This is a genomic window from Ensifer canadensis (genome assembly GCF_017488845.2).
GTDB lineage: Bacteria > Pseudomonadota > Alphaproteobacteria > Rhizobiales > Rhizobiaceae > Ensifer > Ensifer canadensis.
In genome coordinates this window covers 781,946-808,166 of record NZ_CP083374.1, presented here as the reverse complement: position 1 = coordinate 808,166, position 26,221 = coordinate 781,946, and the positions used below count along the sequence as shown (strand labels likewise).

The following is a 26,221-nucleotide window of genomic DNA, read 5'->3' as shown; positions in this document are numbered from 1 at the left end:
TGCGGTGAAAATCAATCTACGCGCGAATGTTGACATGTCATATAAAAAAATTCAAGTTACCTGACATTAGGAGATTCCAATGAGCGACGGCCCGCATAAAAGCTTGCCTCTACGCCACGGATACCAACGTGTCGCAGCATGGGCGTACAGACCAGCGTTTGGCATTCAACAAGTCAGCGAGGCGGCTGAAGCCGCACTCATGCGTGATGTCAGAATTGAGGTTGTTCCGGCTTTGAAGCAGCTTGTCACGATAGCTGACGGTTGGGATCTTCTCACGCTGGCTTCTTCCGCGAATGAACAACTCGACCGCCTCCGCGTCAATCCATCGGTACAGCCTTTGGCAGCAAGCGCCATCGAGGCAACGCAAATGGCTATCTCGGAAGGATATGTTGGACTGGCTGCGGTAGAGAAGGGCCTGGCCGCATCGCTTGGCGAACGCTTGGCCGCCGGCGCTCGCGCGATGGAAGAGCATTACCTTGTGAAAGCGGGTCCAGGCGCCTGCCAGCAAATGCGCCGACGAATGGGAGAAACCATCGGGGAGATGACTGCCGGCGGAACGTTCAACCGCATGGCGAGGTCAATACTTGGCGATCGCACCGTCAACATAACCAGATCGCCAACGGTGCACGACGGCGTCGATCAGGGGCCTCCACTATGAGCGAAGCCCCCTTGGAAATACCTATGATCCGAGTTGCGGTTGTGGAACCCGGGGCTAAAGGGGCAGAAGGCTGGCGCACGGCCGAAATCGGAAAGGCTATCGTCTTCAAGACGGAAGACTTGAACGACTACAGGACGAAAAACTGGGACAGCCGCATTTATGATGCGATGGTCCTCATCGCCGCGGTCGAGTATTGCGACAAGGCCATGAAGCGCCCAGGCTTCGGCTGGGCGCGCCGCATTGAGTTGCAGCTGCCCGTGCACGACGTCGCGCTCTGGCAAAACCCACGCGTGATGGACTGCATTGCCGCCGCATTGAAGTTTTTGACCGGAGATGAGTGGATACTGACCTTCACCGGTGCCAAGGTCAGCGCCGACAACGATTTCGGACAACAAAGCTTGTTCGAATGGGGCGATCCCGGTCGAACGATTACGCCCTTCAGCGATGGCTTAGACTCGCGTGCTGTCTCGGCAATCCTCGCCGCGCAGGGACGCATCGATAGGTTGATCAGGGTTCGCGTCGGCTCGAAAGCCGACGATCGGCCCGTTCGCGATCGCAGGAAGGTACCGTTTCTGAATATTCCATTCTCCGTCAACATGAAGCCGATTGGGATCAAAGAGTCGTCGGTCCGAAGCCGGGGATTTAAGTTCACCCTACTAAGCGCGCTGGCCGCTTATCTCGTCGGAACCCATGACGTGGCTATGCCGGAAAGCGGACAAGGTGCATTAGGACCGACTCTTGTTCCGACCAGCCACGGCTATGAAGACTATCGCAATCACCCTCGCTTCCTACGCAAGATGCAGGACGTGTTTGAAGCTCTATTCGATTATTCGATCCATTTTCGATTGCCGCAACTCTGGAAAACGAAGGGACAGACCCTGGCAGAGTTTGCTGCGATCGAATCCAGTCCTGAAGAGTGGAACAAGACTCGCTCTTGCTGGCAGCAGAGCAGAAATTCGTCGTTCGATAAAACGCGCAGGCATTGCGGAATCTGTGCAGCATGTATGCTCCGCAGGCTCAGTTTCCATTCTGCCGGGATTAGCGAGCCGATAGAGAACTACATTTGGGAAGATCTGCGGTCGGAAAAATTCGAGGGTGGAGTCGTCCCGGGCTTCACGAAAGTCACCCGGGCAATGCAGCGATATGGTATCGCCGGAGCGCTGCATCTTGATCATCTCGCCGAAATGCGCTCTTCCCCCCTCTACCGCGCACGCTTGAAGCGACACGCCTGGCAACTGGCGGAGGAGCTGCAAATGACGACAATTGAAGCCGAGGAGAGACTTTTCGGCCTACTCGAACAGCATGACAGAGAATGGAAGGCGTTTATGAAGGATCTCGGGCCGAAATCATTTGTTGCCCAATGGTTGGCGTGACGTCATGAGCGAGAGTCACGAGCAGCTCAGTCCGGAGCAGATCGGCGAACGCTTGCGCATCGCCCGCGAAAACGCAGCGAAGACGCAGGCGGATGCGGCAGCGGTGATCGGTGCGGCACGTACCACCCTCGTTGCAATCGAGAAGGGCGCACGCAGGGTCAAGATTGGCGAACTCCAGCAACTCGCCCACTTCTACGGCACGAGCGTGAACGCGCTGCTGCGCAAAGAAGCCGTTCATGTTGAGCTCACGCCTAAGTTCCGCAAGCTGGCCGATCATGACGAACCGGTCGTCAATACGGCAGCGGAACTGATGGCCCAGCTTGTCCGTGCGGATGTCGAGCTGGAAACGCTTCTTGGTATCGCCCACGTCCGAAACCTTCCGCCCGAGCGCGCAATCCTGGCGGGGGATGTTCGCCAGCAGGCGGAGCAACATGCGCTGGAGCTGCGTCACTGGCTGGGGCTCGGACTGGCGCCTATATCTGATATCGGCGCCGTTCTGGAAATGCAGATGGGTGTTCGCCTCTATGTCCGCCGCTTACCCGGAAAAATTTCCGGGCTCTTCGCATTCGAAGAGTCGATTGGCGCTTGCATCCTCCTGAACGCGAGCCATCCCCTCGATCGTCGAACGCAGACTGCAGCCCACGAGGTTGGCCATCTGGTGGCGACGCGAATGCAGGCTGAAGTCAGCGAAATTGACGAACTGGAAAGCTCCCGAGAGGAAAAATATGCCAATGCCTTTGCGCGGGGGTTCCTTACTCCAGCTCAGGCCGTCCGGCAGAAATTCGAAGAGGTGACTGCCGGCGCTTCCAGCCTCACTCGCCGCCACGTAATCGTTCTTGCGCATTTCTTTCACGTTTCGCGAGAGGCAATGGTGCGAAGGCTCGAAGAGCTGCAGCTGACCAAACGTGGAACCTGGGACTGGTTTCAAGCAAATGGAAGCATCACGGATGATCATGTCAGGCAGGTCTTGGGGGAGGTGGCCCAAAATGATCGAATGAAGGATGACGCGGCGCTACCAGTTCCTATCAAGACCGGCCTCATGGCCTACCAAGCAGCCAAACGAGGACTTCTTAGCGAAGGCCAGATTTCAAGAATGTTACGCCTGGACCGTGTCAAAGTGCGCGACATTCTCATGGATATAGATGCCGAAGAAAGTGGGCCCAATGCGGCAACCTCTATTCTCCGGTGAAATCTCGGCTCCCCTCGTTGTGGATTCGAGCGTGATCATCAACTTAAACGCAACGGGCCGGGCGTCGGATATCGTCCGAGCATTCGGAGTGACGCTCTGCGCGAGCACGGTTGTGCGAGATGAGCTTCTGATTGACCGTTTCAATGGGCGCGACGACGCAGGGCTGGCGCGCGCACTGGTTGACGATAGACTTCTCGAATTCGTTCCGTTCGATGATGACGGAGAGCTCATCTTCGCCAGTCTTGTCACCGGGACCGCTGAACAGACGCTGGACGACGGTGAGGCTGCGACCCTTGCGCTCGGAGTGATGCACGGTCGAACGGTCGTCATTGATGAACGCAAGGCGCTCAGGATTGCCGCGGATCGATTTGCTGCACTGCAAGTGATCGCGACCGCTGATATCCTATGTTCGGATCTGGTTATGTCCGCCTTGGGGCGTGAGCAAGTTGCTGACCTTGTTTTCAACGGACTTACCGGAGCCAGGATGGGTATTCCCGAGCGCCATCATAGTTTCATTGCCCAGCTACTCGGGCCACGAATTGCCGCCTGCCGAAGTCTTCCGGCCTCGTTGCGACAGGTTGCCGACAGCGTGTGAGCGGCACACGTCAGTAGTCGGGCCTGGTCTGCAAGAGCGCTCCGCTAGCCCTGTTCGTTCATGTGCTCAACGACAAAGCGTCGGCCTGCGATAGCCGCTAGCTCGCCGATGGAGCACGTCGCTTACCTTCGAAGTCGTTGCGTCGAACAAAGCGCATCAGGATGCGCCCTACCGATACCAGCTGGGAGATCATAGAAGTCCCGGGTTTTCGTGGTAACAAATGCAACCGCGCCCGATGCCGCTGCGGCCACCGCAACATGCCGGTCTTTGCTGTAGTTGCGTCATCGCTGGTTCAAGTTCGTCCTACCCTTCGACCATCGCCTCGGGGAATGCTTCATCCATAACCTCACGCAAAGTGTCGGCTGCGTCTGCCGGCTTGCGTCCAGTCCTATTGCGCCCGTGGCTACATCACATCGCAATCCTTCCTCAGGAATATCGGAACAGTCGTCTAGTACAGTTCTCCCCTTGGAGAGGACTGCCGCTGCGCGCCTCGCGAAAATGCTCGTCTCTCGCTCGACCAAGCAGCCAGAGTCCGTACAAATCGTCCTGGTCAGTGGCGAGTCAGTGGAATTGCCAAGTGTTCTTTCCGACGTGATGCTCCGCGTAGCCCAGTTGGTGGCCGAGGGACGACATGTCACGGTGCTTGCCGATGAAAAGCTCTTGTCTACCCAAGATGCAGCAGAGATTTTGGTTGTATCTCGGCAATATCTCGTTCGCTTGATCGATCGGGGTGAGATTGGTGCAGAGAAGGTCGGAACGCATCGCCTGCTCCGTGCCAACGATGTTGAAGCGTTCAAGACCGCGCGTGATGCTAAACGCCTAGCGGCGCTCGATCGATTGACCACGATCAGCGAAGAGCTTGGTGGTTACGACCTGGGTGCCAAGCCTTAAGCCCTCTGCCTAGAGAGCAAGATCTAGCTACGGATTCTGATCTGCTCCCTCCAAGCTTCCAAGGCTGACACCGAGCAGACGGATACCCTTTCTTGTCGGAATACGGATTGGAGCAAAGGCTCCAGTACCATCCAGACAGAAGCCTCGGTGCGATTGGCCACCGGTGAGGTTCGGCTGCGGGTAATCGTCTGAAAGTCGGAATACTTGACTTTCAGCGTTACGGTCTTTCCCCCGGTGTCGTTGTTGCTGCAGAACCGGCACACCTTGGATACGAGTGGAAGCAATTGGTCGCGTGCAGTCTCGAGCTCAAAAACGTCTTCATGAGACGTGTCCTCGGCGCCGATCGATTTTCTCTCTCGATCAGGCTGCACTTCCCGGGTATCGAGCCCGCGCGCGATGCCATAGAAGTACGCGCCTGCCTTGCCGAAGTGCTGTGTCAGGAACTCGGCTGGTCGCTCTTTCAGATCCGCGCCGGTCTCTATCCCCAGCCTATGCATCTTCTCTGCCGTAGCAGGGCCAACACCATGGAATTTCTTGACGGGGAGCCGCTCAATGAATGAAGGCCCGTTTTTGGGCGCGATGACGGCCTGCCCATTTGGTTTGTTGAGGTCACTCGCGGTTTTTGCGAGAAACTTGTTGTACGATATGCCCGCTGAAGCCGTCAGGCCGGTCACGGCCAGAATTCTCGCTCGAATCTCGGAAGCTATCTCGGTCGCAATCCCCATTCCCTTGAAGTTCTCGGTAACATCCAGGTAAGCCTCATCGAGCGACAGCGGTTCAACAAGCGGCGTGTAGTCAAAGAAAATCTCTCTGATTTGCTGTGACACGGCGCGATAGACTTCGAAACGCGGTTTTACGAGTATCAGGTCTGGGCACTTGCGAACTGCGGTGACCGAAGGCATTGCCGAGTAGACACCGAACTTGCGCGCTTCATAACTCGCGGTTGTTAGAACACCGCGCGCCCCCGAGCCTCCTACAGCGATCGGAAGGCCGCGCAACGCCGGATTGTCACGTTGCTCCACTGACGCATAAAAAGCGTCCATGTCTATATGAATTATCTTTCGTGACATCTGGAAAAGCCTGAAGAGGTGTAATCCCGCAGACGATAGCATGAAAAGAACAAAAGAAGAACATATATATCGACACGTCGAGTTGGCACGACGTGGGCAAGGACGATGCCGAAGACAATTTCTCTAAGATCACCGACTATTAAGGCGAGGAGGTGGGCTTCCATAAAGGCGCGGAATTTGCACTGCGTTTGTGTGCCGACACCTTTTGGTGTGCTATGCCCCTTGAACACACCCAAAGAATTTGTCGCTTGGATTTTTGCAGTATGCTTTGCGATCTCGCTCATTCCTTTCCGCCAAAAGTTGCAGAATTGCTCGAAAGGGATCGCGGCCTTAAGCGAAACTTCCGCGAAGAGAGCGTGACCGATTTTCTAATGGCAAGCCTGATCGGTCTGGAGCCGCTTGGCATACGTGTCGATTTTCCCGACGAGCCGACTAGCGGTGGTGATATGGATTGGATCTTCGCCGCTCCACAGGACATTCGGGGCGGACGGTATCTGCGGATCATCTTGCAGGCGAAGCGCGCCCAGTTCGCCAAGTCGAAGGGTGGATACTGGTACTATCACCATCTTGACCATGATAAGGGAAAGCAAGCCAAGACCTTGATGGCTTTCGCCGGCAGCTCGCCAGACGGCATGTCCACGCTTCCGCTCTACATTTTCTATCATCCGAGTTCAGCTCTATCGGCGAAGTCTGCCACCAAGCCTGCTGTGGAGGGCATCAACCTGGTGTTTGCCCATCAGGTCGCACCGGTGGTTGCCGGTGGCTGCAAACGGGAACGAAAGAGGGTTGAAACCTGGCGCGCATCATTCATGCCGCTCTCCGACATTCTATGTTGGCCGTTCGTGTCTCTTCCGAAGTCAGGCCCGTCGCCGCGGGGAACAATTGGCTTTCAGATCAGCGGCGGACCACGGGGCGTTTTTCCCTTTGCACCTGCATTTCATCCAGATGTTGTCGCCGCACGTCTTGAGCGGCGCTTTGAAAACCTCAGGGATAAGGGTCCGATCATCGACATCCCTACGCGTTCCATTACCGCGACCGATAACATACCGGAGGATATACGAAGGGCTATCGACGGCAACGTAACACGTGCAGACCGCAAGGAGCTTTCCCGACCGCGGGTGATTTTCTCGACGATGATGACTGGCGAACATCCGTCGATCATTCGCGCGGCTGGCCGAGGCGGCAACTAGATTCTGGATCGCGGGTGAACCCGTTTCATAAACGGGCCGCTGGATGGCGATCCTATATGTGACAAAGGAGATATATCATAAATTCTCAGGTAGTTAGGACGCTAAATTGCGGGTCCTTTGCGGATCCGCCGGTTCAAATCCATTCAAGGCGTAGGACATCCGGACCGGGCGGCATGTTGCCGGCTTCCCGTTGTAGGAGCGGATACTGGCCAGTATGATCCGAGCGTCTCAAATGGGCCGGTTGCGGATAGTCCGCTTTGGCTACCTACTTTTAAGAAGCGGCCGTTCAGCGACCGACCACAACCGGCCGTCGAACGATGCGCAACAAGCATGGTCTCATTCAAGGCCAGCCTCCGCGATGAAGGGGGTCGGAGTGTTCTTCCAGTGAGACTGGTCGGACGCCACAACGAGGATGCGCCTGGCGCGGGTTAGGCCGACGTAGAATAGCCGCCGAGACTCGTCATACGCCTCCTGCGTCGATGTCGAGAAATGCGGGATACTGCCATTGTTCATGCAGATCAGGGCGACGCCATCGAATTCGCGGCCCTTGGAATTGTGTAGCGTGATCAGCTTGAGCGCCTGCTCGGGATTGGCGAACAGGCCCATATCCGAGATCAGCAGATTCGCGAGATCGACCTTGCTGGCCTGCATGTCGGACAGCATTTCCTCGGCGGAATCGATCAGCGGCTGTTTGGCGCCGCCCGGCAACCATTCCTCGCAATCGAGATAGTCACCAGCTTCGCGGGCGATGGCGCGCAGCCAAGCGACGCCGCCGGGATGCTGGTCGGCAAGTTCGCGAGCGAGATAGATAAGGCCGAGCGCCACACGACGCCCCTGATAGCTGAACATGTCATAGCGCGAGTTCCCGGTGAGGTCGCCGATGAGCCGAAACAGTGCCCGCTCGACACCCGGGATTCCGAGGTAATTGCCGGCCTCGGCGCAGGCTCCGAGTTGCTCGGCAAGTCCGGCAAGCAGACGCCGACGTCTATACGGGCGTGCACCCGGACCGAAGATCGGCACGTCCAATTCGCGGAGGGCGCGGGCGACGGGGATGAGATGCGTCCACCATGGCGCAAGGATAGCGGCCTTGCCGAGCGGGATGCCGGCATCCTGCAGGGCGGGCAGGAAATGGTCGGTGATGGCGTCGATCGGCCGGCCGACATGGACGTAGTTCACTTGCGCCGCGAGCTGGGCTGCATCGCCCGCCGACTGCATCGCCGGCACGGTCGGGATCAGTGTTGATGCAGTGCTAACTATCGCCGGCCCGCACCGGAAGTTGCCAGTCAAGGCCGTGTCGCGGTGCGCGCCGATCTGATCGCCGAACTGCTCGGCGAGTTCGGGGCGAGCGCCGGCGAAGCGCATGATCGACTGATTCTGGTCACCGACGAGAAAGAAGCGGGTGTGGAGGAAATGCTGGAGTGCGCCGAAGATGGCGATCTGGATGTCTGTGGTGTCCTGGAATTCGTCGATCAGCAGCCAGGCAAAGCGGCTCGCGATGCCGCGTCCGACGAACGGATGCTGTTCGACAATCTTCCATGAATAATAGAGGATCATCGCGAAATCGAGGTATCCGTGGGCGCGGACCCGCTCCCAATAGAGCGCGGCGGATTCATAGGTGACGATGCCGGACTCGATACCCTGGCCGCAGGGTTCGCCGTTCACGTCGATGCGAAGCGATTCATAGTCCTCGAACACCTGCCCGGCGGGCATGCGACCGAAGGCGTCCTCGACCGCCGTCACGATCTGCTCGAACAGGCTGTTCTCGCGGGAGAGCACCTGAAACGACGCCGGCACCTCGGGAATCAGCCAGCTATAGGGACGCAGAATGAATTGCAGGCAGAAAGCGTGGATCGTTGAGATTTCACAGCGGTCCGCGATCGCGTTGTTGCCGTAGGTGCGCAACCTGGCCTCGATCTCATCGACCGCGGCATTGGTATAGGTGATGCAACCGATGAACTGGGGCGTGCCGACGACCTGATCGGCCAGCGTCAGCAGCTTGGCGAGGATGACCCGCGTCTTGCCGCTGCCTGGGCAAGCAGTCAGCAACAGATTGCCGTCATGTTCGACAGCCTCGCGCTGTTCGGGTGTCAGCCGGATCATTCGGTGAGCCACTCATAGGCCTCCTCGATATAGGGCGGCAGATCGGTCGCGAGGTTAGCGTAGCGCGCTGCTATCTGCGCGAAACGCGCTTTGCCAAAGCGCTTGGCCGTATTGAGCGTGATACGGCCAAGCTCGACGCGTAGCGCCGTCTCTTCGGCGAGGCCCAGTCCCCCAAGCGCAAGCGTTGTGAGCCCATTCTCCATCTGCGCAAGGATCTGCGGCGCGTCGAGAGCACGAACGGTCTCAATCAGCATCGGCAGGCGCCCGACCGATACCAACTCGCGTTCGAAAGTAGTGGCGCCCGCGAATGTGGACACAAAGTCGCTTTCCAGTGCCACCAGATCGGGGGCGTCGGTTTCCGGATCGAAGTCCTCGGCGTCGGACGGCTTCATGTCAGCATCGGCCACGATGGCGCATTTCTTCTCGAGCGAGCCGGTGCGGAACAGCTTGGCATAGACGTCAAAATGGACGCCGTGGATCGCAATAACCGAGATACCGAGCCGCTCGAGCTTCACGCCGTACACCTGCTCGATCAGCGCCGGGATCAGGAACATTTCGGCTGGCCCTTCGACCAGCATGACCTTGCGGGCGTAAAGCAATGCGCTCTTGGTTGCGTCTAGATAGCGTTCGAGATCGGCAATCTCTGGCGCGGTCAGCGCCGCATTGAGCGCGAGATTGCCGGCAGCAATGGTCGCGTCCTCGCGCTTGGTGAGCGATACAATGCTGCTCAGCGGAACCTGCGAGGTCACCTGGGTGCTGTGGCTGGTCAGGATGGTCTGCACGCCGATCGCGCGCAGTGCCGCGATCAGCGAGAATTGCAACTGGGGATGGAGATGCGCTTCGGGTTCCTCGATCAGGATCAACTGGCCGGCCGAGCGGTTGAGCGCGATCCGCCGCTGTAGATATTCCATCAGGATCGCGATGTAGAGGATGTTGTTCATGCCAAGACCGTTGCGGCCGGGTTCGAACGAGGTGAGTGACAGATCCGACAGAATGATTTTCAGGTTGCGGATGATCGCGCGGAAGGTCGCGGCGGACAGGCCGAGCGCGGCGTCCATCTCGAACGCGGGGCCAGAGACATCCTTGAACCGTGCGTCGATTGCCCCTGCTATCTCGGCGATAGTCGCCGAGTTCGCGATTGCCTGATTGGCCTGGTCGAGGATTGCAATCAGGGCATCCTGCTCGGCCGCATCGATCTCGAACGCCTCGATCAGGCGAATGAGCGGTGACTGGCGGGGATTGCGCAGGTCGTTCTCAACATCGCGGAGCGCGGGCAGATGAACGAGGAGGTAAGACTGCAGATCGGCGAAGCGCACGGACTCGCCGATCCCCTCGTCATTCCAGGCAATGTCCGTAAGGTCGATCGCAGGATCACCGCCACCGCGGATTTCCCACTGATAGTCCTCAAGGGTCAACGCCCCGGGTGCAATGTCGCCACTTGCAAGCTGCTCCCGGACAATTGGGCGCGGGCGGAAGCGGTAGAATATACGCGCGCGGTCCGGAGCCGTCTTCCAGGTACTGACCAGCGCCTCTTCGTTCACCCGCCCCTCGAACCCAGTCAGCTCAATTCCGATCAGAACCTGGCTTGGCTCGGCGATATCGATCGCCGAGTGGATGTCCTCGCGCAGCAGCGACCGGAAACTCGATGGCAGCATATTGTCTAGACAAATCTGGATTGCGCGAAGGATCGCGGTCTTGCCAGTATTGTTTTCTCCGATGATGCAGCACAGATCATCCGCGACATTCACGTCGAGTGACGCGAACGTACGAAAATTCTGAATCACAATTCGAGCTACTCGCATCATTTCTACCCGACTGTCGAGCGGCCAATTGCCGCCATCTATAGTTGCATTGAGGGCACGATCAAGACAAGTGTGTTTATCAATTTCGCACTGCCTCAGAACCGCCGAGGCTCTAATCGCCGCTGGATGAATGGCAGGTCAGACGAACGACAGCTATCAGGATCAAACACCTATCCTCTGAACGTCTGACATGGGGGGGCGCAATGCTGCCGTCCACAGACCTAAGCGTGGACGTCGCCTTAGGGGCGGACAGATTCGTGCTCCCACGAGCGTTGCACCGCGTGTTGCTGTGATGTTCACCTTTTGGGCCAAAAAGATCGCATAATGTATCGTCCGGAATGTGCAGATACCGCAACGTCCGGATCGGTGAAAGAAGCTCCTCGCGATAGCTAATCCATCGCTTCGTGCTCGTCGAGGCCAGGTAGCGAGCGAACTCCGGGAACACGACCACATCAACGTTCAAGAAGGGCAATGAAAGAGACGCGTTATAATGGCAAGCTCCAATTTGTGGAACTTCTCAGCATTGTTATCGCTCCATTGAGCAGCGATCTGTTTCGCGGCCTTGTTCCCGAGTCCCTTTGTCGCCACCATGTTGTCACGGGTTTCGGTAACAAATCCCGTAGGGAGTCGTAGGGAATGTGCAGATCGCTGACACCATCTCCAACTGGCGAGATTTCCTCGGCGGCCAAACGATGCGAGCTGAACACTATTTGGACTTAGCCCTGCCATCCCAAGGCTTGGTGATGACGAACGCCGGAGCGCTGACCACCGTCCAACCCGGATTAAATCGCGCGAGGAGCATCCGGCCTTAATAGGTAGCGTCCCCACGTCGCGCGCCGAATGGCCGAGAGCCAAACGCAGCAGTCGGAGAGGCGGTGGACTTGCAATCCAGGGCAGGCGGTTCGAAGACTGCCAGCTTGCGGGCTCAGCAACGCTTCGGCGATAGAGCGCAGTAAGGAGTGGACATTTGTTTCGTAAGGAACTGACTTTTAAGTAATCCATTCACGCAGTTGGGTTTTTTATCCTATTGCAACTTTACCGCTACTCGTAATACCAAATCTGACGATAACACCTAACCTGGAAGCGCTTTTTCTAACGTCTGGCCAGAACGGTGCGTGAATTTGAAACGGAACAGAAATGTTAGATCTAATACGCTCCCACATATTGCTATATCGCTTGGTATTAATAGGAATTGTAGCTGCGCTATGCGTTAGTCAGTACAGCATAATTATAGTACTGTGGTTAGCGTTTTTGTATATTGTGGGCAAAGTTTACGAAGTATTTTTCATGCGCGGCGGAGATTCTTATGCCAGAGATGCGTTTACACTGAAACTAACCCTGATATCTAATTTAATAGATTCGCTTTGGGCCGGATTTCGCAAATAAAACTTACACTGCTTAGGGGGCGGTCATGAGTGAGAATGAAAAAGGCGCGTTCGACTGGGAGAGCTGGGGCACCGCAGGAGATTTCATACGCTCTTATTTCAGCCCGATGGTCTCGTGAGGGCATCAGATGGCACCAGGGCGCACGATAACCGTGACATCCGAAAGCGTCGGAATCCGTTCCGACAAAGGAGTTTCGCATTGTTTGTACCACCCGATTAGTGCGTCCCGCATGCCGTAACAAAGCGCAGCCAATTCGAAATACTTCTGGGGGTCGCCGGCGGCTGCCGTAGCCTGGAGCCTTCTTAAATATTCGCGATGCAGGCCATCCATCGCGCGAAATATGGCATCGTAGTCACCGTCGTCGAGCCAGACTTGTAGGCTGATGCCGGCATCTTGAATTGCACGATATTTTTTTCGGGAGGCTTCCAGCAAGATCGCGGCATTACTTTTTTTTACCAGCATATTGAAGCGGTAACTTGCGAACACTTTAACCCGCGCGCCGTTCTTGAATGTACTCCATTCGAGTTCGTTTTGACCTTGGCTGAAATCCAGGCTCTCACAGAAGGCCCCTACCTCGTTAAGATAGGTAACGAACGCCTGATTGCGATCGTTCGACTTTAACGCTTCTCTCGCCAGGCTCACCTGTTGAGAGCTGTGATAGAGCGCTGCACTAGCGGCGATCGCCGCCACCGCAGAAAAGATGGTGCCAGAAATTGAAATCCAAGAATCGAACGTTCGCATTGTCCCCCCTGGGCGTGGGTGCGGCGATGCTACTTCCATTTACGTGTTGTGCAAACGATCGTTTGTGCAACCGTTGCATCAAAGCAAATAACGTAGTGCCATCAGAATCTCGCCGTTGGCATAACTTTTGTGGAGAAGAGAGTTTTCCCGGGCCGAGGGTTCGATTCCGTTCAAGGCGAAGGATAGAAATCGACATCCCGGGCTGGCGGCATGTTGCCGCTTCCGATCGGTTCAGTCGGGCGACCAATAGGCCTTCAATCTGTCGAAGACCAGTTCGCGCAATTGCGGATGACGTCTGAGCTTCCTCAAGCGCCGCCGACGCTCTTGCTGATGTCGTCGGCAACCGTCGAGAAGTAACCGCCATATCCCGGCAGCTCGCGATCGAGGAGTGTATTGCGCTGATCTCGCGATAGATCCTCAATCGATGCCGACCGAGTGGGCGTGCCATTTCATTGATCGGCACCTTGCGTTCGACAAAATGGTGTGGGCGACGTCGCCGTGACACCGCAAAGGGTGCGCGGCCGCGCTCTTGGCTTGACGACCGCGGTGCAGCGTGAGCCGGAATGATGGGCGAGGGATATTCGAGCGTCGCCTCGTGCCGACGCGTCGAATATCCCAACGGCTGCCACCGTCCGCCAGTCTTTAAACTTCCATCGCTGCGCGCGCCATTCCCCAAGCGAGTTATGCCGACCGAACTCGACCTTTGAAAAAAAAGGCCCGCAGCCGCGGCTGCGGGCAACTTCAAAACCCGATGAAGAGGCGGTGAGCGAAGCCTTCTACCGCACCGGTTCAACGAAGAGAATCCAAGTGGCCCACGCCATGCACCACGAGCAACCGCGGGTGCGGCCGCTCCAAAACCCGGCGGCCCGAAAGGCAGCGAAGGACGTTGTGAACCAGGCATGCGTGGTGCGGAGAATGCAGCCTGGGTGACGGGTTTTTTCGATCACGACGAAGCCCGTAATATCTTTCTGACCTTGCGCGAGAGTTCATCAAGGGTCGCCATAAGCCGGCTCATCTGTGAGATCGAGGCAGTCAGGTCTGGACGATACCGGATGACGAGATACTCTCTGTTTGAGGAGAGACTGGCCAGGTGCTCCGCCGTGCGCCTGCGTAGAACGAGGCCGGCGTCCACTGCTCTTCGTGTCCGCTCGCCAAGATCGAGCTGCAAGCCATTTACGGTGTCGCGATCGAGGCCCTTGGCAAGCAGGAGAGCATTCAGATGGAGCTCAATGGAATGGAGAGCGAGAAGGCGTCGCGGCGGGTGGCCGGACTTGGACACGCCCTCACCAAGCGTGACGGCCGCGTCTCGGTACTGCGTCGCCAAGGCCAGAATGTCTCGAACCTTTGCTGATTGATCAGGATAGGCCAGGTCCATTCAGCTTGCCTCCAGGCTCGAGCGACAAGCCCGTGTCTCGCCGGCCCGTTCTTCCATGCGCATAAGATCCCTCAGCATGGTCCGCAGCTCTGGCCAGGGTGCCTCTTCGAGCTTTAAGCCCGGATCGTGTGTCACGATCAGGCAATGGAACTTCGCGGTGATTTCGATCAGGCAGGACGGCCTCGTGATCCACATGACACGGCCCAATATTCCGAGATGTCGCGCGAGCTCCTGTTCCAGGGTAACAGCGTCGCTGTAGCCCAGGTGCTTGTCGGCCTTTTTCCATTGTTTCCGGCGCTGACGAAGTTCAGTCCTTGACCGAGACAGTTGGTCGGCATCCACCTGGGTCAGGCGATTGAGCTCGGCGAAAGAGTGCACCACCACCGGCTGGTTGCTTCCAACAATCTGCAGTTCGGCAACCGGAAAACCGCCGGCCTGCTCCAGCATTTCTGCTTCTAGCTTTTGTCTGAAGCGCGTCGCCTCCAACAGTTGCTTATGACGGGCATACCATCGTGGCCACATTTCGCGGACAGGCGTTGGGCCGCTCGCTCTTCGCGGGCCGTTCGGATCGGCAATACGGGCGCTCAGAAAGCGCGCCGCGACCGGCAGAAGGTTTCGGCGGTCGATCACGTACGGTAGCTTTTCGATCGCGCCGTTCTCAAAATTTTCTTCTCTACGGGTGATTGCAGGCAAAGTTCTGCTATTCTCAGAATCAGCCATGATCCAAGCTCTCTGAAACTAGATTTTGGTCTTGGCCGCTTGGGGAGCGGCGCCGAGTTTAAATTCGTAACGTGGATACGATAGCTGCCAATGCCGTTCTCTTCAATACAAAATCGTATCGGTGTTACGAAATGACGCCAATTCAGTGTAAAATGGCGCGTGTGGCGCTGGGCTGGGGCACTCGGGATCTGGCAAAAAATGCCGGCGTGTCACCTGACACCATCGCCCGACTGGAACGAGGCGAGCGGCTTCGAGATTCAACCATGGACGTCGTGCAAGCTGCTTTTGAAAAAGCCGGCATCGAGTTCATCCCAGAAAATGGTGGTGGCGTCGGCGTTCGCTTTTCCAAACCAAGAGATTGAGCGGCATCCACGCATGCGCCCTGCATCGTCTCAATGAGGATCCAACGGCCGCCAGAGACGGTATCATCGATACGCAGGTTTGCTGGTCCGGTCGGGCAGGTGAGGGCAGGGCGCTTTTCAATTGGAGCGGCTTGCCGGGCCTAGGCTTCCCGGATCTCGGCCGTTTGCCGTCGCGATGCTGATCCTCCGAGACGAGGCTTTTTAACCGGTCAAACCGCGCGCGAACGGGCTCTGTCAGCTGCGCTGCTGGCGCTTCGTACGCTCATTCTTGTTGGTGGCTCGAAGCCGACTAGCTTTTTCGGCCAGATATGCGCGGGGTAAATAGCGCCACCACTCGAACCCAAAGTGCCGCTCTCGTGATTTAGCGCGGCGGATTGCTCCCATTGAGCAGCGTCGCCTGGATCATGTCAGCAGCTCGCGTATCGCACGATCTCTGCGAAGCATCCAGGCGGACTCGCGCGCATTGACGTAGTCGTGAACACAAAAGATCCCATTCCGCACCCATTTCGTTCTTTACAACAGGGCTCTCTGGTCGCTGAAACATATCAGTCTGCCACATCCTGTTCAGCATGCCGCCGCAAAGCCGACGGGTTGGTAACGATTATTGAGCGATAACCGGTTTCAATCCAACCGGCCTCGACGAAACGTTGGATGGCGCTGTTGACTTGCTTGCGGGATGTGTTCGTCAAGATACCGAGATTTTCCTGGGAAACGGAAATAGGAGCATCTGTCGACCAGGACATGCGATGCAGAACTGACGCAATTCTTGAGCTGACACTCTTCTTCTGCAGATCATGTACGATTCTAAGTAGTTTATCCGCCGCCAAGATAGAAATAACGCCGAAAGCCCGAATGTTGTTCGGGTCAGATGCGGCCATCTGCTCCATCGTCTCCAGCGGGACGTGCATCACCCAGGTTTCGCTCCGCGCGAACAGCTCGATCCGTCTTGGCTTGCCGGTCATGAAGCTGTCTTCGCCGGTCCATCCGCCGGGTACGGCGATGTGGATCAGGCGCGGCGTTGAGTCGAGAGGCGCGGTGTCCACGGTCACAGTCCCTGAAACAAGACCATAAATGCCCCCGGCCGGGTCGCCCGGACGGAATATGACCTGACCTGCGTCAAATTTCAGAAGTAGCGCATTTTGCAGCAAGCGTACCCTGAAGGCTTCAGGCATTTGAGCCAGCCACCCAGCCTCGCACATGATGCGTTCCGCATGCGCCCGTGACATACGCGCCATTTTCTTCTCCAGATTGTGCGGTTCGACACAATGTGCCGTTCAAAAGCTCTGTATCAACTTTATGGCGAGAAGAAAGAGGCCGCGACGATCAGGGGTAAGCCGGCTTCTCTACGTGTTTACGGCTGATGCCTGCCCACATCCCCATCGAATTGTTCGGCCACGCGTATGTGGTCGTCTCGAGATCGCATATCCAGGAGCTCTTGCATGCTATCGAAGATCTATCAATTGGCCTTGTGCTCGGTCATCGCACTTGCCGGCCAAGGCATAGAACCGGCCGCGGCAGAAACCGCCGCAAAGCCAGAGATTACGGATCCACATTTCCAGTTGGCTTCGGGCTATCTCAAGCAAAAGGATCTGCCCGATAGCCTTGTGCTGCTTGCCCCGCCGCCGGCCGACGGTACTGCGACGCTTGCGCGTGACGAAGAGTTGAGAGCCGCAACCATACCTCTGCGCGGTACGCCGCGCTGGGATCTGGCGCGCGCAGACGCTGATCTGCAATTCCCGCAGCCGGCGAAAAACTTCTCCTGCGCAATGGGCGTCGATATTGATGAAGAAAAGACCCCTCACCTATATCGCTTGATGCAGAAGGTCCTGACTGATGCAGGCCTGTCGACGTATGGCGTGAAGAACACCTACAATCGCACTCGTCCTTTCGTGGTCCATAACGAAGGCACCTGCTATCCCGATCAGGAGCCGCTGCTGCGAACCGACGGCTCGTATCCTTCAGGCCATACCGCGGCTGGCTGGGCCTGGGCGCTGGTGTTGAGCGAAATCAGCCCGGAACGCGCCGATTTCCTGATGAAACGCGGCATAGAATTCGGCCAGAGCCGCGTAATTTGTGATGCACATTGGCAGAGCGACGTCGATGCGGGACGCATTATGGGTGCGGCGACGGTCGCAAAACTGCATAACAATGCAGAGTTCCTCTCGGATGTCGCGGCGGCACGCGACGAATTGAAGACTGCGGGGGCGGCCGAGGCATCAAGCTGCGTTGCGGAAGAAGCCGCTCTGTCGGCACGATAATATTCTCGGGCTTCTGTACAATTTTCAAGTATTCCACGAGCCGGTTGATCTAGCGTCCGGCTCTGCCCTCAGCAAACAACCGCGACACGGTGGTCCCCCATGCGAGCGAGAAAGCGCCTCCTGCCTCCTCCTGGCTGCAGCGTTTGGAAACCCTCTTCTGCGGGCGGGCTACGCTCACCGGAGAAAGGCGTGCTCTGTGACCGCTACATGTGCGCCGACAATACGGGTGTTTCGCGCCGGTTGACGCAAAAGCACCTTGGTAAGAAGGCTGCAATCAAACGGTTTTCACAGGGTGATTTCGACCAAGCGGAGTTCACTTTCGCCAATGGCATCTTCCGCGACGTCAAAGAGCGGCTATGCCGCGAAGACAGATACTTCGATGCGGACGGCAAGCGAAGTGCCACAATCACCAGGACGTACACGCGTCTCCTATTTCACCGGTAAACATTCCCTCGCCGGCGGACGTCCGAATTTTCGGAGGATGCAGCAAAGTGCGCGGCGGGGATCTGGAAAGCCAACCGACAGAAAATCCCAAAGCTAGGGATTTAAGTAACCTATTGCATTATCGAGGAGATTTTATGCCGTATTTGCCTGTAATCTGCGTTGTCGCCGCGTCTGTGGCGACGCTTGGGAGTGCGAACGCACAGACCCCCTCCACCACCGCAACCCCCGTCGGCGTCGAGAATTTCGTCCGCGCCGAGTCCGACTTGTACATAGGCAAGACGGTGAAGGACGGCGGCTTCGGCCAGTTCGTCCATAGCCGCGAACCGGTCTCCATCGACAACCAGAACGTCATCCGCATGAATCGTGACACGCTCTATTCGGAGGCGGTTTTCGATCTCGACGCCGGCCCCGTCACGGTCACGCTACCCGATGCGGGCCAGCGCTTCATGTCGATGCAGGTAGTCAGCGAGGACCACTATGTGCCGTCGGTCTTCTACGGCGCCGGCAGCTATACGCTGACGAAGGAGAATGTCGGCACGCGTTACGTGTTTGTCGCGATTCGCACGCTGGTCGATCCTGCCGATCCGAAGGACGTAGACCAGGTTCATGAGCTTCAGGACGCGATCAAGGTCAGCTTGGCAGGCGCCGGAAATTTCGAGGTGCCGAACTGGGATCAAGCGAGCCAGACGAAGATACGCGAAGCCCTGCTCGTCCTCGGTTCGACGATCCCCGACTACAACAACGCCTTCGGCACAAAGGAAGCCGTCGATCCGATCCGGCACCTGATCGGCACCGCGACCGGCTGGGGCGGAAATCCCGCCAAAGATGCGACCTACCTCAGCGGGGACGCGCCCAAGAACGATGGAGCTACCGTCTATACGCTCAAGGTTGGAGACGTTCCGGTCGATAGTTTCTGGTCGGTCAGCGTCTACAACGCCGAGGGCTACTTCGAGAAGAACCCATACAACGCCTATTCGCTGAACAACCTGACGGCAAAGAAGAGCGACGATGGCTCGATCACCATCCAGTTCGGCGGCTGCGACGGCAACATCGTCAACTGCCTGCCGACCGTGCCTGGCTGGAATTATACGGTGAGGCTCTATCAGCCGCGTGCCGAGATATTGAGCGGCGAATGGAGTTTCCCGCAGCCACAACCCTTGCCGTAAGACGGCTCATGCGGGCGGGCGGATCGGATTTCGCCCGCACGCGTATCCGGAGTGCCATTCGCTGCGCGGCCTTTTCTGAAACGGAAGCCGTTATCGAGGGGAAAATGAAGTTTTTTTCAGTATGCTCAACTGCATTCGCATCGGTTTTGACGCTTTCGCTTTCGGCGAAGGCTGCGGATAAGCAGTTTCTGCCATTCCAACCCGAAGCCGGCAGCGAGACCTCGTCTGGCTGGCAGTTAAATGCCAGCCCGTATTTCTGGGCTGCTGGCATCGACGGCACCGTCGGGCAGTTTGGCCATCCGCCGGCGAGCTTGAAGTCCGACTTCGGCGATATACTCAAGGATCTGGATTTCGCATTTATGGGCGTGGCAGAGGGTAGATATGACCGTTTCAGCGTTTTCAGCGACGTAATCTACACAAAGCTTTCTGTAAGTGGCCACAGCCCCGCCAGGGTTTTGACGAACAAGATCAGTGTGACGTCCGAGACGTTTTCGGGTCTGGTTGGAGGCGGCTACAGCCTGCTGACGAATGGCCGGGACCATCTGGACGTGATTGCCGGGGCGCGCCTCTGGTACGCGAGCACCAAGGTATCTTTCAGCGGCGGCCTCCTAGATGGCATAAGCCGCGAAGACAGCGCTACCTGGCTCGACGCCGTCGCAGGTTTCCGTGGAACGTATTTCCTCACGGATCAATTCTACCTCACGGGTTGGGGGAATGTCGGCGCCGGGCAAGCCGATCTTGATTGGGATGTCGCAGGTGCCATCGGCTACCAAATCAAGGATAGCATTTCGGCAGTGGCTGGATATCGCGCGATGGGTGTCGATTACAGCTCCGGCGGCTTTGACTATGACGTTGTGCAGAAAGGCCCGATGCTGGGGTTGGTTTTCCATTTCTAGTCGCAACGCAACGACGTCTGCGTGCGAGAACGCATGTCGGTCATCCGGTCGGGATGATGGAACCCGTCGCTCTGGCGGCATCAACACCAAAGACAACGCAGGTCGACATACTTTTGCCGACGACGCATCAGCCGTCCGGGGATCCGGCAACCTTGTTCAAACGCGAGCGCAATCAGGAACTCTCCTTCGCGGAAGTCGCGGTCTCGATCCCGTCGGAACGCGACGCCGGAACTGTGCAAGGCCGAAACGTCTGCCAGCCAACCCCGCCACGGATTTCGCTGGTTCGCGGTCGTCAGTGGAACGGTCTCGGTGCTGTGGCGGGCCGCAGATTCAATGACACGACCTTGCCCAAGCAAAAGGGCTGAGTCCGGCCTGCGGCAGAACTGATGGCTTCATACCATCATTTGATGTCGAGCGGGCTCTCGGCAAGGAAATCGGGAGTACGACAGCCTATGCCTCATGCGTCGATAAACAAAACGTCAAAAGACGTGGAACAAGCAGCGCCCGCGCGCGCAGATGCTACTAACCGTGGCGATATTTATGCGGACGATCCGCAATCCTCTCAAGCTACAGGTTCCGAAGCCGACCAGACGCCCTGGGATTTCCTCGCGTCGCATGGCGGACCTTTCTACGAGCTTCAACGTCGGTTGAAGCTGCTGCACACACTCGCGCTCAACGCGGGTCGCCGTGCGGTGTTTTTCATCGCGATTGCTTGGGCAATTCCGTTCTTTTTGGCTTTGCCCGGTAGCCTGTCAGTCAGCGATGCAGGAGCTTATCTCCGAGATCTCGGCGTTTGGGCCACTTTTTTCGTCGCTATCGGGACGTTCGTTCTTGCCGAGCGACAGGTCGAAGACGGTCTACGCACCAAGCTCCAGCATTTCCTTAGAGCACCGATCATTGCGCCCGTTTCGATGCAGAGCGCCGCGGAGGCGGTCCTTGTGGCGCTCAAACAGCGCGATTCCGGATTGGCCGAGATCATATGCGTGGCGTTGGCGGTCTTTGGCGGACTGTTCTACTGCGCACTTCTCCATCATGCTCCGTTGACGTCCTGGGCCGTCGAGCTTGCGCCGAACGGTAGTGCCATTAGCTTGGCGGGCTGGTGGTCCGTGGCGGTAAGCGTGCCTCTTTTCTGGTTCCTGATGCTGCGTGGGCTGTGGCGTCACTTCGTCTGGTCGCAATTGCTTAGGAAGCTGGCGAGGCTGGAACTGAAGCTGGTCGCAACACATCCCGACGGACAGGGCGGGCTCGCCTTCATCTCCGAATATCCCAATGCCTATATGATGTATATTTTCGGTGTCAGCGCACCTGTGGCGGTAACCCTCGGCAGGCATTTCGATATGGAAACCCTCAATGCGGCCAGCCTTACCGCTACCATGGCCGTATGGCTGGTGCTGGTGCTTGCATTGTTTGCCTACTCACTTTCTGCTTTCTGGAAACCCCTTGCCGACCTGAAGGCCGCCACGATTCTCGCGCTCTCCGTGCAAGCTACCCATTATCAGCGGCTTGCCGAACGCAAGGTTCTTGGCCGTAATGTGGCTGCCCACTGCGATGAGAGATCGGAGAGAAAGGAAGACATCGCCGATCCCTCCAAGCACCACGAGTTGGCGAAAAAGCTTTCGACAGTGCTTCTTAGCCGTAAGGCGGTTTTACCGGTCGGTGCGGCGGCACTCCTGCCATTCGCCATCGAGGGAGCGACCCGGTTGCCCCTGAAGGATGTTCTTTCGATCCTGAAAAAAATGCTGTTGCTCTAGGTTCTGGTGAGGATCGAACGTTTATGGGCATGAACGCTAGCGAAGGTTGCCGTGCGCACTCACCTCGTTAACTTGATGCAGTTTGTGACGATCTCTTCTACCCAGTGTCTTTTCACCGTCACGACAGCAGCCGATTCATCGCGCCGAACTCGTCATGTTCGACCCCGATGAAATTCAGGGCACGGTCAGCCATGTCACTGCCTCCCCGCTGAGACGTTGCAAAAGGCCCTTTCGGGACCGCTTGATCACGATGAAAATTGGACGCTGATGCCGTGCTGCCGTTGTGCCGCGGGCTCCAGCAAATGCATCGCTGGTTTCTCGAACATGTCCTTGTCGAATCCGAGCGGGTCGCTGTAGCCAGTCCAGGGTTGGATGCAGAGAAACGGCGCATCGGTCTTGGCCCAGAGGGCCAGATGCGAGAAGTTTTGCCAGGAAAGTTCGATGGATGATCCAACGGGCGAAACATAGGAGGCCGATGTGCAATCCAGATCGAGCAGGCACAGGGCCCCAGCATAAAAAAGCTCTTCGGTGAGCGCCAGGCGACCGTCTGCTAGGGGGACCTCGTAACGAGCGGGGTCCATCAAGCCGGCCGAGGTCAGCCTAGAACCAGACACCTTTTCCCTCGTGGGCAGGGCCAGGCTGTAGCCGTCTTTGTCACCCTGCGCGAAGGGCCACCGGAAACCCGGGTGGAACCCGATTGCGTATGGTAGTGCATCTTCTCCCGTGTTGATCACGTCGAACGTGATCTGAAGACCTCCAGCCGCCAGGAAATAAGTGACCTTCAGAACGAAGCGGAATGGATAGGATCGCAGGCTCTCGTCATTCTCCGCCCTCACGAGGACGACCTGGTCAGACGCCCGTTTCTCGATTGTAAACTTTGCCTGTCTGGCGAAACCGTGCGGCGGCATGGGATATGGCTTCCCGGCAATCCGAACGACCCCATCGTTCACGCGACCGATGACAGGGAAAAGGATCGGGCTCGTGCCGCTCCAGGAGGCCGCGTCTGCCTCCCACAATAGCTCATGCCCGCCGAGACGTAAGGACAGCAGTTCCGCGCCGAGGAGCGCGATTTCCGCCCGCATGGCGCCAGAAGTGATTGTAACGGTGTCATCCATTGATCTGACTCCTCAAGACGCCGCGTGTTGAAAGATTGCCTGTGCGCCCTTGATGGCCATGTCCCGGCCGGCAGAGACGAGCCTGGCGCCGAAGGCTTCGACAACCACCTCGTAGACATCGACCAGATGGTCATCACCGACGACCGCGATCGGGTCGCCGGGGGAAAACCAGTTCTGCTCGCGCGCTTCCCTGAATTCCCAGCCGACGACCAGTCCCCAGAGGCGGCTGCGCATGTCCTGCTGCTCCAGCTCCCCGGCAAGCCAGGCAGTGCGCAATGAAAACAGACGGGTCAGCAGTCCGCCGGCCCTGCCGCTGTCGTCCATCGCGAGCTTCACGCCATCAAGAAATGCCTGCCCGGTCGCGCTCGCCTCTCCCTTTGCCGCTTTCATCAAAAAGGAATGGTGGGCGACCGTGTTGAACACCTCACTCGTGACGAAGGTGCGGAACCGATGAATTTGGCCGCCGCGCAGCTCCGCCCATTTGGTATGTGTGCCGGGCAGGACGACGACGATGTCGCGCTCCAGTCCAAAACCAACCAGCTGCGTCTCCTCGCCTCGCATGACGTCAGAATGGGGATGGGCCGTGCGGTCGGTCAGGCCGGGCAGCAGGGTGAGTGTGTCGCCATGCGGCAGTTCGATCGTCCGTGCGGCCGCAGCCAGGTCCGCGGCGCTGGCCGGTGTCGGCACATAGGGCATCTCGATCCATCCGTTGCGACTACCGATCATTCCCGACGCGATGATCGACAGTCCGCCGCACCGCGCGCGCCAATCTGCCAGCTCACCGGACAGAACCTTTTCATGCTCGCCATTCGGGACCGATTGAATTCCCAAATCGCCCGTCTTCACCTCGCGAACGCCGCCGCTCTCGTCGAGCAGCGCGGCGGAAAATCCCGTCGTGCCCCAATCGAGGACGACCGTGTGCCGGTATGTCCGATCGCTCACAGCAAACTCCTTCCTACTTCATTGCCGATTGACACCGCTTAACATTTCCGCATAAGGTCCACAATGCAAATTATAAGTCTCACAATATGGACCAAAAGATGCGACTGAGTGGAATATTGCCGGTACTGCCCACACCCTTCGCCGATGATGGCGTCGATCTCGATGCGATGCGTCGGCTTGTACGATTTGCCTTGGAGGGGGGTGTCGACGGCGTCGTCTTTCCGGGCTTCGCAAGCGAGGTCGAGGCGCTGAGTGCAGAGGAGCGGGTAGCCCTCCTGGCAGCCGTGGTGGCTGAGGTCGCCGGCCGGATCCCCGTCGTCGCCGGCGCAAGCGGGGGCACCGTGGCGGAGGTCGTCGCCCATGCGCACCAAGCGGCGGCCCTCGGCATCGATTTGCTGATGATCCAGCCGCCGAAGTCGATTGGCGCGGGTGCCGAGGCCGTCGCGGCATTTCTCGGCGCGGTCGCAGCCCAGGTGCCGAACGCTGAGATCATCCTTCAGAATGCCCCGGCGCCACGCGGATCCGACCTCTCGCCGGAAGCCGTCGTTCATGTCGTCCGCTCGGTTCCGTCGGTGCGTTACGTGAAGGAAGAGACGCTGCCCGCGGGTCCGGCAATCACGGCCATCCTCGCCGAGGCGCCGGAACACCTGCGCGGGGTCATCGGCGGGGGCGGTGCCCGCTACATTCTCGACGAATACGAGCGAGGTGCCTGTGCGGCCATGCCGGCTCTGGAAATCGCGGACCTGCATGTGTCGCTCGATCGCGCTTTCCGCGACGGCCGGAAAAGCGAAGCCCGTGCCCTCTATATCCGTTCGCTGCCGCTTCTTGTTCTGCAGGCCGTCTACCGTATGCGGTTGACCAAGCATATCCTGATGCTGCGTGGTGTCGCCGACAACCGCATCGTGCGCGCGCCGACCCCTGAAATCGACGCACTTGCTCTTCGAGACATCGACGCATCCTATGCGGAATGTGGGCTGGGACGTCCCGGCGAGGGAGAAAACGCATGATCGATCGGGTCAAGTCTGTCGAAACCTTCACGCTGACCATTCCGCGCGAGCGCCCGTACCTTGGAAAGGCGCGCAGCGGAGAGGAGCCGAGCGCACGTGGCTATCTCGTGCGCAAGGGCAACAGGACGGTGTATCCCGTCTTCGATCGCAGCGTCCTGGTGCGCATCGAAACCGTGAATGGCGCAGTCGGCTGGGGGGAAACCTACGGGCTCGTCGCCCCGAAGGCGACGATGGAGATTATCGACGATCTCCTGGCAGACTTCACGATCGGCCGGGATGTCTTCGACGCTGCCGCAATTCACGATGACCTCTATGACCTCATGCGGGTGCGCGGTTATACCGGCGGCTTCTACCTGGATGCGCTGGCGGCCGTCGACATCGCGCTTTGGGATCTGGCGGGCAAGCTCGCGCAACTGCCGCTCTGCAAACTGCTCGGCGGCCAGCGCCGCGAGCGCATCGACGCATATGTCTCCGGATTGCCGGAAGACACGCGCGAAAAGCGGGCCGAGCTGGCGCTTCACTGGCGCGAGAAGGGGTTTTCGTCCTTCAAGTTTGCAGCACCGGTGGCCGACGACGGCGTCGCCCGCGAAATCGAGACATTGAGAGCGCGGCTGGGGCCATCAGCGCGTATCGCCTGCGACATGCACTGGACGCATACGGCCAGCGAGGCGATCGCGCTGATCAAGGCAATGGAACCTCATGGCCTCTGGTTTGCTGAGGCGCCGGTTCGCACGGAGGACATTGATGGTCTGGCGCGCGTGGCAAATGCCGTCGCAAGCGCCATCGCCGTCGGCGAGGAATGGCGAACGGTCCATGACATGGTGCCGAGAGTTGCTGTCCGGGCGATGGCAATCGTCCAGCCCGAGATGGGGCACAAGGGTGTGACCGAGTTCATGCGCATCGGACAATACGCCCAGGCCCATCACATCAAGGTTATTCCGCATGCGACCATCGGCGCCGGCATCTTCCTGGCGGCAAGTCTTCAGGCGAGTGCTGCGCTTGCAATGGTGGATTGTCACGAATTTCAGCATTCGATCTTCGAGCCCAATCGCCGGCTGCTCGAAACGGACATGGATTGCGTGGCGGGAGAATACGTCCTGCCGACGGGAGCCGGCCTCGGGGTGGAGCTCTCACGAGAGGCTTTGTCGCTTCTGAAGAAGCAGTGAATGAACAACGGAGGAGTGGAGGAA

24 protein-coding genes and 1 pseudogene are annotated in these 26,221 nt (G+C 58.1%); 14 read left to right on the top strand and 11 right to left on the bottom strand.

Annotation, left to right across the window (positions count from 1 at the left end; translation table 11 throughout):
- Positions 1–79 precede the first annotated feature (79 nt).
- The 5 genes from J3R84_RS37145 (at position 80) to J3R84_RS37125 (ending at position 4,706) form a co-directional block, all read left to right on the top strand.
- Positions 80–658, top strand: coding sequence for a hypothetical protein (locus J3R84_RS37145; protein ID WP_203528548.1), 579 nt, complete (start codon positions 80–82; stop codon positions 656–658).
- Positions 655–2,031, top strand: coding sequence for a 7-cyano-7-deazaguanine synthase (locus tag J3R84_RS37140; RefSeq protein ID WP_203528546.1), 1,377 nt, complete (start codon positions 655–657; stop codon positions 2,029–2,031). The genes J3R84_RS37145 and J3R84_RS37140 overlap by 4 nt, the downstream gene beginning before the upstream one ends.
- Positions 2,032–2,035: 4 nt before the next feature.
- Positions 2,036–3,220, top strand: coding sequence for an XRE family transcriptional regulator (locus J3R84_RS37135; RefSeq protein WP_203528544.1), 1,185 nt, complete (start codon positions 2,036–2,038; stop codon positions 3,218–3,220).
- Entirely contained in the window at positions 3,174–3,815 is a 642-nt protein-coding gene (locus tag J3R84_RS37130) for a PIN domain-containing protein (RefSeq protein ID WP_203528542.1), read from the top strand. The genes J3R84_RS37135 and J3R84_RS37130 overlap by 47 nt, the downstream gene beginning before the upstream one ends.
- 564 nt (positions 3,816–4,379) lie before the next feature.
- Positions 4,380–4,706, top strand: a complete 327-nt coding sequence (locus tag J3R84_RS37125; protein WP_239637608.1) for an excisionase family DNA-binding protein — start codon at positions 4,380–4,382, stop codon at positions 4,704–4,706.
- 23 nt (positions 4,707–4,729) lie between these two features.
- On the opposite strand, the gene dinB is transcribed toward J3R84_RS37125, so the two are convergent.
- Positions 4,730–5,776, bottom strand: coding sequence for a DNA polymerase IV (gene dinB, locus J3R84_RS37120; RefSeq protein WP_373688536.1), 1,047 nt, complete (start codon positions 5,774–5,776; stop codon positions 4,730–4,732).
- Positions 5,761–6,060, bottom strand: a complete 300-nt coding sequence (locus J3R84_RS37115) for a hypothetical protein (protein ID WP_203528539.1) — start codon at positions 6,058–6,060, stop codon at positions 5,761–5,763. Before J3R84_RS37115 ends, dinB begins: the two co-directional genes overlap by 16 nt.
- Between J3R84_RS37115 and J3R84_RS37110 the strand changes: the two genes are divergently transcribed.
- Entirely contained in the window at positions 6,040–6,966 is a 927-nt protein-coding gene (locus J3R84_RS37110) for a DUF6615 family protein (RefSeq protein WP_203528537.1), read from the top strand. The genes J3R84_RS37115 and J3R84_RS37110 overlap by 21 nt on opposite strands.
- A 336-nt stretch (positions 6,967–7,302) precedes the next feature.
- Here J3R84_RS37110 and J3R84_RS37105 read toward each other — a convergent pair whose 3' ends face one another.
- The 6 genes and pseudogenes from J3R84_RS37105 to J3R84_RS37080 form a co-directional block, all read right to left on the bottom strand.
- Positions 7,303–9,078, bottom strand: a complete 1,776-nt coding sequence (locus tag J3R84_RS37105) for a UvrD-helicase domain-containing protein (RefSeq protein ID WP_225968634.1) — start codon at positions 9,076–9,078, stop codon at positions 7,303–7,305.
- Positions 9,063–10,868, bottom strand: coding sequence for an ATP-dependent nuclease (locus tag J3R84_RS37100; RefSeq protein WP_203528535.1), 1,806 nt, complete (start codon positions 10,866–10,868; stop codon positions 9,063–9,065). Before J3R84_RS37100 ends, J3R84_RS37105 begins: the two co-directional genes overlap by 16 nt.
- 1,509 nt (positions 10,869–12,377) lie before the next feature.
- The gene (locus tag J3R84_RS37095; protein ID WP_203528533.1) at positions 12,378–12,995 is read right to left on the bottom strand and encodes a hypothetical protein; all 618 of its coding nucleotides are present in this window, start codon (positions 12,993–12,995) and stop codon (positions 12,378–12,380) included.
- Positions 12,996–13,229: 234 nt separating this feature from the next.
- Positions 13,230–13,500: pseudogene (locus J3R84_RS37090) on the bottom strand (IS30 family transposase); the annotation flags it as partial.
- A 438-nt stretch (positions 13,501–13,938) separates the two neighbouring features.
- The gene (locus J3R84_RS37085) at positions 13,939–14,370 is read right to left on the bottom strand and encodes a hypothetical protein (RefSeq protein ID WP_225906365.1); all 432 of its coding nucleotides are present in this window, start codon (positions 14,368–14,370) and stop codon (positions 13,939–13,941) included.
- Complete coding sequence (locus tag J3R84_RS37080; protein WP_225906364.1) at positions 14,371–15,090, bottom strand: hypothetical protein; 720 nt, start codon at positions 15,088–15,090, stop codon at positions 14,371–14,373. It abuts the gene before it with no gap.
- A 131-nt stretch (positions 15,091–15,221) separates the two neighbouring features.
- Between J3R84_RS37080 and J3R84_RS37075 the strand changes: the two genes are divergently transcribed.
- Positions 15,222–15,452: a helix-turn-helix domain-containing protein gene (locus J3R84_RS37075; RefSeq protein ID WP_200957348.1), complete on the top strand. Its 231-nt coding sequence runs from the start codon at positions 15,222–15,224 to the stop codon at positions 15,450–15,452.
- Positions 15,453–15,997: 545 nt separating this feature from the next.
- Here the strand turns inward: J3R84_RS37075 and J3R84_RS37070 are convergent.
- Positions 15,998–16,687: a Crp/Fnr family transcriptional regulator gene (locus J3R84_RS37070; RefSeq protein ID WP_057206664.1), complete on the bottom strand. Its 690-nt coding sequence runs from the start codon at positions 16,685–16,687 to the stop codon at positions 15,998–16,000.
- Between the two features lie 204 nt (positions 16,688–16,891).
- Here J3R84_RS37070 and J3R84_RS37065 point away from each other — a divergent pair, with 204 nt between their 5' ends.
- The 5 genes from J3R84_RS37065 to J3R84_RS37040 all read left to right on the top strand — a co-directional run bounded on the left by J3R84_RS37065 (position 16,892) and on the right by J3R84_RS37040 (position 21,967).
- Positions 16,892–17,710 carry an acid phosphatase gene (locus tag J3R84_RS37065; protein ID WP_057206666.1) on the top strand — a complete coding sequence of 273 codons (819 nt, stop codon included), beginning with the start codon at positions 16,892–16,894 and terminating at the stop codon, positions 17,708–17,710.
- 99 nt (positions 17,711–17,809) lie between these two features.
- Positions 17,810–18,154, top strand: a complete 345-nt coding sequence (locus J3R84_RS37060) for a YcgJ family protein (protein ID WP_082523523.1) — start codon at positions 17,810–17,812, stop codon at positions 18,152–18,154.
- A gap of 134 nt (positions 18,155–18,288) precedes the next feature.
- The gene (locus J3R84_RS37055) at positions 18,289–19,320 is read left to right on the top strand and encodes a DUF1254 domain-containing protein (protein WP_057216407.1); all 1,032 of its coding nucleotides are present in this window, start codon (positions 18,289–18,291) and stop codon (positions 19,318–19,320) included.
- A gap of 104 nt (positions 19,321–19,424) precedes the next feature.
- The gene (locus J3R84_RS37050) at positions 19,425–20,216 is read left to right on the top strand and encodes a hypothetical protein (protein ID WP_057207299.1); all 792 of its coding nucleotides are present in this window, start codon (positions 19,425–19,427) and stop codon (positions 20,214–20,216) included.
- 452 nt (positions 20,217–20,668) lie between these two features.
- The gene (locus J3R84_RS37040; RefSeq protein ID WP_156408046.1) at positions 20,669–21,967 is read left to right on the top strand and encodes a hypothetical protein; all 1,299 of its coding nucleotides are present in this window, start codon (positions 20,669–20,671) and stop codon (positions 21,965–21,967) included.
- Positions 21,968–22,212: 245 nt separating this feature from the next.
- Here J3R84_RS37040 and J3R84_RS37035 read toward each other — a convergent pair whose 3' ends face one another.
- On the bottom strand, positions 22,213–23,082 hold the full coding sequence (locus J3R84_RS37035) for an aldose 1-epimerase family protein (protein WP_057221254.1): 870 nt from the start codon (positions 23,080–23,082) through the stop codon (positions 22,213–22,215).
- A 12-nt stretch (positions 23,083–23,094) separates the two neighbouring features.
- Positions 23,095–24,024, bottom strand: coding sequence for a 2-dehydro-3-deoxygalactonokinase (locus J3R84_RS37030; RefSeq protein ID WP_057206674.1), 930 nt, complete (start codon positions 24,022–24,024; stop codon positions 23,095–23,097).
- Positions 24,025–24,110: 86 nt separating this feature from the next.
- On the opposite strand from J3R84_RS37030, the gene J3R84_RS37025 reads away from it, so the two are divergent.
- The gene (locus J3R84_RS37025) at positions 24,111–25,031 is read left to right on the top strand and encodes a dihydrodipicolinate synthase family protein (protein ID WP_057206676.1); all 921 of its coding nucleotides are present in this window, start codon (positions 24,111–24,113) and stop codon (positions 25,029–25,031) included.
- Complete coding sequence (locus J3R84_RS37020) at positions 25,028–26,197, top strand: mandelate racemase/muconate lactonizing enzyme family protein (protein ID WP_057206677.1); 1,170 nt, start codon at positions 25,028–25,030, stop codon at positions 26,195–26,197. Before J3R84_RS37025 ends, J3R84_RS37020 begins: the two co-directional genes overlap by 4 nt.
- Positions 26,198–26,221 lie beyond the last annotated feature (24 nt).

What these genes read in the sequence shown, in the direction of transcription:
- J3R84_RS37145 (WP_203528548.1), top strand. Translation starts at nt 80, where the DNA reads ATGAGCGACGGCCCGCATAAAAGCTTGCCTCTACGCCACGGATACCAA.
- J3R84_RS37140 (WP_203528546.1), top strand. Translation starts at nt 655, where the DNA reads ATGAGCGAAGCCCCCTTGGAAATACCTATGATCCGAGTTGCGGTTGTG.
- J3R84_RS37135 (WP_203528544.1), top strand. Translation starts at nt 2,036, where the DNA reads ATGAGCGAGAGTCACGAGCAGCTCAGTCCGGAGCAGATCGGCGAACGC.
- J3R84_RS37130 (WP_203528542.1), top strand. Translation starts at nt 3,174, where the DNA reads ATGCCGAAGAAAGTGGGCCCAATGCGGCAACCTCTATTCTCCGGTGAA.
- dinB (WP_373688536.1), bottom strand. Translation starts at nt 5,776, where the DNA reads ATGTCACGAAAGATAATTCATATAGACATGGACGCTTTTTATGCGTCA.
- J3R84_RS37110 (WP_203528537.1), top strand. Translation starts at nt 6,040, where the DNA reads ATGCTTTGCGATCTCGCTCATTCCTTTCCGCCAAAAGTTGCAGAATTG.
- J3R84_RS37115 (WP_203528539.1), bottom strand. Translation starts at nt 6,060, where the DNA reads ATGAGCGAGATCGCAAAGCATACTGCAAAAATCCAAGCGACAAATTCT.
- J3R84_RS37100 (WP_203528535.1), bottom strand. Translation starts at nt 10,868, where the DNA reads ATGCGAGTAGCTCGAATTGTGATTCAGAATTTTCGTACGTTCGCGTCA.
- J3R84_RS37095 (WP_203528533.1), bottom strand. Translation starts at nt 12,995, where the DNA reads ATGCGAACGTTCGATTCTTGGATTTCAATTTCTGGCACCATCTTTTCT.
- J3R84_RS37085 (WP_225906365.1), bottom strand. Translation starts at nt 14,370, where the DNA reads ATGGACCTGGCCTATCCTGATCAATCAGCAAAGGTTCGAGACATTCTG.
- J3R84_RS37080 (WP_225906364.1), bottom strand. Translation starts at nt 15,090, where the DNA reads ATGGCTGATTCTGAGAATAGCAGAACTTTGCCTGCAATCACCCGTAGA.
- J3R84_RS37075 (WP_200957348.1), top strand. Translation starts at nt 15,222, where the DNA reads ATGACGCCAATTCAGTGTAAAATGGCGCGTGTGGCGCTGGGCTGGGGC.
- J3R84_RS37070 (WP_057206664.1), bottom strand. Translation starts at nt 16,687, where the DNA reads ATGGCGCGTATGTCACGGGCGCATGCGGAACGCATCATGTGCGAGGCT.
- J3R84_RS37065 (WP_057206666.1), top strand. Translation starts at nt 16,892, where the DNA reads ATGCTATCGAAGATCTATCAATTGGCCTTGTGCTCGGTCATCGCACTT.
- J3R84_RS37060 (WP_082523523.1), top strand. Translation starts at nt 17,810, where the DNA reads ATGCGAGCGAGAAAGCGCCTCCTGCCTCCTCCTGGCTGCAGCGTTTGG.
- J3R84_RS37055 (WP_057216407.1), top strand. Translation starts at nt 18,289, where the DNA reads ATGCCGTATTTGCCTGTAATCTGCGTTGTCGCCGCGTCTGTGGCGACG.
- J3R84_RS37050 (WP_057207299.1), top strand. Translation starts at nt 19,425, where the DNA reads ATGAAGTTTTTTTCAGTATGCTCAACTGCATTCGCATCGGTTTTGACG.
- J3R84_RS37040 (WP_156408046.1), top strand. Translation starts at nt 20,669, where the DNA reads ATGCCTCATGCGTCGATAAACAAAACGTCAAAAGACGTGGAACAAGCA.
- J3R84_RS37035 (WP_057221254.1), bottom strand. Translation starts at nt 23,082, where the DNA reads ATGGATGACACCGTTACAATCACTTCTGGCGCCATGCGGGCGGAAATC.
- J3R84_RS37025 (WP_057206676.1), top strand. Translation starts at nt 24,111, where the DNA reads ATGGACCAAAAGATGCGACTGAGTGGAATATTGCCGGTACTGCCCACA.
- J3R84_RS37020 (WP_057206677.1), top strand. Translation starts at nt 25,028, where the DNA reads ATGATCGATCGGGTCAAGTCTGTCGAAACCTTCACGCTGACCATTCCG.